The sequence below is a fragment of the Mesorhizobium sp. M5C.F.Ca.IN.020.29.1.1 genome, from assembly GCF_003997375.1.
Classification (GTDB): domain Bacteria; phylum Pseudomonadota; class Alphaproteobacteria; order Rhizobiales; family Rhizobiaceae; genus Mesorhizobium; species Mesorhizobium wenxiniae.
This window is the reverse complement of sequence record NZ_RZSW01000503.1, coordinates 1-4,662: the sequence shown is the minus strand read 5'-3', so window position 1 is coordinate 4,662 and position 4,662 is coordinate 1. Positions and strand designations below refer to the sequence as shown.

Here is a 4,662-nt window from a genome sequence, read left to right as displayed (position 1 = left end):
GTCGTCGGCGATCGTGAACCACTTCGCCTTGGAGCCGACAAAGATGTGCTGCGTCGCGCGGATGGTCGGCTCGTCGACGAGGGTTCCCATGGCGACGTGCACGAAGGCGCCGTCCCGGACGACCGAATAGAGCAATGAGCCGCAGGTCTTGCAGTGCACGTCGTGGCCGGTCTCGTCGCCGAAGATCAGGAGGTTGTCCTCGCCCTTGGTCAGGCTCAGTCTCTCACGCTCGATGCCGGCAAACGGCTTGAAGGCCGAACCGGTGGTGCGCCGGCAGTTCGAGCAGTGGCAGTTGGCGGCGTTGATGAACTCGTCGGCCACCGCGTATTGTACGGCGCCGCACAGGCATTTTCCGGCAAGCGTGCGGTTGCCGGCATTCTCCTTGCTTGTCACAGGTTTCTCCATTTTTTGCGGACAGCGGCCAAGTTGAAATTGTGGTGTAACCGTTGTTTTGGTCACCACTGCCAAATTATGCGACGACGGTCAGCCGGCGCCTACGCTCGTCGAGCGACACGATGGTCAGCCCGCTGGCCACCACCAGCAGGATGCCGCTGATCGCCAGCGCGTTCGGCAACTGTTGGAACACCACCAGACCCGAAATGACCGCCCAGACGGTGAAGCAGTAATAGAACGGCGCCACCACGCCGGTCGGCCCGTCGCGATAGGCCATGAAGATGAAGAAGTGGCCGAAGATCAGGAACAAGCCGGCCCCGGCCATCAGCAGCAAATGATGCGTCTCGGGCATCACCCAACGTTCCGACATCAGATGCGCAGCGCCTGAGCCGACCAGCACCACCACCACCGCGGAAATTGCGACGATCATTCCAGGCACGTCGGCGGCGATCCGCCGCCCGGCGAGATCGCGCGCGGCGGCGAATGCCGCATTGCCGAGCGCCAGCAAGGCGTAGACCGAGATGCCCTGCATGGTCGGCTGCGCCACCATCACCGCGCCGATGAAGCCGAACCCGATCAGCGCCATGCGCAGCCCGCCGATCCGTTCGTGAAACAGGATAGAGGAGCCAATCAGCATGAGCAGGGGAGTGATCTGCCCCAAGGCGGTCGAATCGGCGATCTGCATGTTGGCGAGCGCCACGACGTAGCAAAGGATTGCCGCCAGCTCGAGCAGGTTTCTTTGTAACACTCTCCTGTCGAGGATCAGCGGAATCTGCTTGGCGTAACCTAGCGAAAGCAGCAACGGGATGCCCCACAGCGTTGCCGCCGTCCCGCGCAGAAACAACACCTGATAGGGTGGCAGCCCCACCGTCGCCAGCTTCATCATGGTGTCGTTGACGACATAGGACTTGGTCGAGAGGATCATGAACAGCGGGCCGCGGATGGCGATCGGAATGAAATGCATCGGATCAGGAAATCAGACCGGCGTCACACCGGCAATGGGCCAGATCCGGCTGGAAATCCGGCACGGCGAACAGGCGGGAGCGGCGATGTCCACCCGCTGAATGCCGGTACCCGCGGAACCTATCTTCGGCCATTCCATTCCTTCTTGTTCGTTCCTATATCCGCGCCACATCCCCGAAAACCGGATCATGGGTTCAGACCGGGTGAGAAAGCCCCCCGGCCACAAGGCACTTGTGTTTTTCGGCCGTTGTCGCTAAGCGCCCCGCATTCGACTGAACTGAAGGTCCAGGCCGTCCAAGGAAAGAGACTATGGCAAAAGGTAAATTCGAGCGTACAAAGCCTCATGTGAACATCGGCACGATTGGCCATGTCGATCATGGCAAGACGTCGCTGACGGCGGCGATCACCAAGTATTTTGGCGAATACAAGCGCTACGACCAGATCGATGCGGCACCTGAGGAGAAGGCGCGCGGCATCACCATCTCGACGGCGCATGTCGAATACGAGACGGCCAACCGCCACTACGCCCATGTCGACTGCCCCGGCCACGCCGACTATGTGAAGAACATGATCACCGGTGCCGCGCAGATGGACGGCGCGATCCTGGTGGTGTCGGCCGCCGACGGCCCGATGCCGCAGACCCGCGAGCACATTCTGCTGGCCCGTCAGGTCGGCGTGCCGTCGATCGTGGTGTTCTTGAACAAGGTCGACCAGGTCGACGACGCCGAGTTGCTCGAACTGGTCGAGCTCGAGGTGCGTGAGCTGCTGACCAAGAACGAGTTCCCCGGCGACGACATTCCGATCGTCAAGGGTTCGGCACTTGCCGCTTTGGAAGACTCCGACAAGAAGATCGGCGAGGATTCGATCCGCGAATTGATGGCTGCGGTCGACGACTACATCCCGACGCCGGTTCGTCCGCTGGACAAGCCGTTCCTGATGCCGATCGAGGACGTGTTCTCGATCTCGGGCCGCGGCACGGTGGTGACCGGCCGCGTCGAGCGCGGCGTGGTCAAGGTCGGCGAGGAGCTGGAGATCATCGGCATCCGTCCGACCACCAAGACGACCTGCACGGGCGTCGAGATGTTCCGCAAGCTGCTCGACCAGGGCCAGGCCGGCGACAACATCGGCGCGCTCTTGCGCGGTGTCGACCGCGAAGGTGTCGAGCGCGGCCAGGTTCTGGCCAAGCCCGGCACGGTCAAGCCGCACAAGAAGTTCGTCGCCGAAGCCTACATCCTGACCAAGGACGAGGGCGGCCGTCACACGCCGTTCTTCACCAACTACCGTCCGCAGTTCTATTTCCGCACGACCGACGTGACCGGCATCGTGTCGCTGCCGGAAGGCACCGAGATGGTGATGCCTGGCGACAACATCACCGTCGATGTCGAGCTGATCGTGCCGATCGCCATGGAAGAGAAGCTGCGCTTCGCCATCCGTGAAGGCGGCCGCACCGTCGGTGCCGGCATCGTCGTCACCATCAAAGAGTAATTTGGACTTAAACCGATCTGTCGCGGGCGCTGCCCGCGCCGCGCCAGAACAAGGAAGTGACGCATGAACGGACAGAATATCCGCATCCGCCTGAAGGCGTTTGATCACCGGGTGCTTGACGCCTCGACGCGGGAAATCGTGTCGACGGCCAAGCGCACCGGCGCCAACGTCCGCGGCCCCATTCCGCTGCCGACGCGGATCGAAAAGTTCACGGTCAACCGGTCGCCTCACGTCGACAAGAAGAGCCGCGAGCAGTTCGAGATGCGCACGCACAAGCGTCTGCTCGATATCGTCGATCCGACCCCGCAGACAGTCGACGCTTTGATGAAGCTCGATCTTGCCGCCGGTGTCGACGTCGAGATCAAGCTTTAAGGAACCAGAGGGGCGGGGCGACCCGGAACTCTGAAGGAACAAGAGGCGTGGAGGGGCGACAGCCCCGACAGGGAACTCTAAAGGAATTGAACCGATGCGTTCAGGTGTGATTGCAAAGAAGGTGGGAATGACCCGCATCTACAACGATGCCGGGGAACATGTTCCCGTCACTGTTCTCCAGATGGAGAACTGCCAGGTCGTGGCGCAGCGCACGCAGGAGAAGAACGGCTATACCGCCGTCCAGCTCGGCGTTGGCCTTGCTAAGGTGAAGAACACGTCGAAGGCGATGCGCGGCCATTTCGCGACCGCTTCCGTCGAGCCGAAGGCCAAGGTTGCCGAATTCCGTGTCTCCGCCGACAACATGATCGATGTCGGCGCCGAGATCACTGTCGATCATTTCGTCGCCGGCCAGAAGGTCGATGTGACAGGAACCACGATCGGCAAGGGTTTCCAGGGCGTTATCAAGCGGCACCACATGGGCGGTGGCCGCGCGACCCACGGCAACTCGGTCTCGCACCGTACCCACGGCTCGACCGGCCAGCGCCAGGACCCGGGCAAGGTGTTCAAGGGCAAGCATATGGCCGGCCACATGGGCGACACCCGCGTCACCACGCAGAATGTCGAGGTCGTCTCGACCGACGCCGATCGCGGCCTGATCCTGATCCGCGGCGCGGTTCCCGGTTCGAAGGGCGCGTGGATCCTGGTCCGCGACGCGGCCAAGTTTGCGCTGCCGGCCAATGCGCCGAAGCCCGCCGCAATCCGCGTCATTGCAACCAGTGATGGCGCCAAGAACGATGCCCCGGCCACAGTAGATGCCCCGGCCACAGAGGGAGCGGAATAATGGACCTCAAGATCACAACGCTTGGCGGTAAGGACGCCGGCAAGGTGAAACTCTCCGAGGAGATTTTCGGCCTTGATCCGCGCGAGGACATCCTGCAGCGCGTCGTGCGCTGGCAGCTTGCCAAGAAGCAGCAGGGCACGCACAAGACCAAGGGTCGCGCCGAGATCGCCCGCACCGGCGCCAAGATGTACAAGCAGAAGGGTACGGGCCGCGCCCGCCACCATTCGGCACGCGCTCCGCAGTTCCGCGGCGGCGGCAAGGCCCACGGCCCGGTCGTCCGCAGCCACGAGCACGAACTGCCGAAGAAGGTGCGCGCGCTGGGCCTCAAGCATGCTCTCTCGGCCAAGGCCAAGAGCGCGTCGCTCATCATCATCGACGAGTTGATGCTGACCGAGGCCAAGACCAAGGCGCTGATCGCGAATTTCGCGACGCTGGGCCTGTCCAATGCCCTGGTGATCGGTGGCGCCGAGCTCGATAAGAACTTCAAGCTGGCGGCGACGAACATCCCGAACATCGACGTGCTGCCCATCCAGGGCATCAACGTCTACGACATTTTGCGCCGCGGCACGCTGGTCCTTTCGAAGGCCGCCGTCGAGGCTCTCGAGGAG

Annotated in this window: 6 protein-coding genes; 4 read left to right on the top strand and 2 right to left on the bottom strand. The window is 62.7% G+C overall.

The features are described 5' to 3' along the window. The coding region (locus EOA85_RS28240) for a GFA family protein (protein ID WP_245486086.1) at nt 1-393 on the bottom strand (393 nt) is incomplete at its 3' end. 76 nt (nt 394-469) lie between these two features. Next, nucleotides 470-1,357: a DMT family transporter gene (locus EOA85_RS28235; RefSeq protein ID WP_127211951.1), complete on the bottom strand. Its 888-nt coding sequence runs from the start codon at nt 1,355-1,357 to the stop codon at nt 470-472. Nucleotides 1,358-1,665: 308 nt separating this feature from the next. On the opposite strand from EOA85_RS28235, the gene tuf reads away from it, so the two are divergent. From tuf to rplD, 4 genes are all read left to right on the top strand, one after another. After that, nucleotides 1,666-2,841: an elongation factor Tu gene (gene tuf, locus EOA85_RS28230; protein WP_029352152.1), complete on the top strand. Its 1,176-nt coding sequence runs from the start codon at nt 1,666-1,668 to the stop codon at nt 2,839-2,841. 63 nt (nt 2,842-2,904) lie between these two features. After that, nucleotides 2,905-3,213 (top strand): 30S ribosomal protein S10, encoded by a 309-nt coding sequence (rpsJ, locus tag EOA85_RS28225; protein ID WP_006205468.1) that lies wholly within the window; start codon nt 2,905-2,907, stop codon nt 3,211-3,213. A 94-nt stretch (nt 3,214-3,307) separates the two neighbouring features. Further along, the gene (rplC, locus tag EOA85_RS28220) at nt 3,308-4,054 is read left to right on the top strand and encodes a 50S ribosomal protein L3 (RefSeq protein WP_095520652.1); all 747 of its coding nucleotides are present in this window, start codon (nt 3,308-3,310) and stop codon (nt 4,052-4,054) included. Beyond that, on the top strand, nt 4,054-4,662 hold a 609-nt coding region (rplD, locus tag EOA85_RS28215; RefSeq protein WP_127211950.1), incomplete at its 3' end, for a 50S ribosomal protein L4. The genes rplC and rplD, both read left to right, overlap by 1 nt.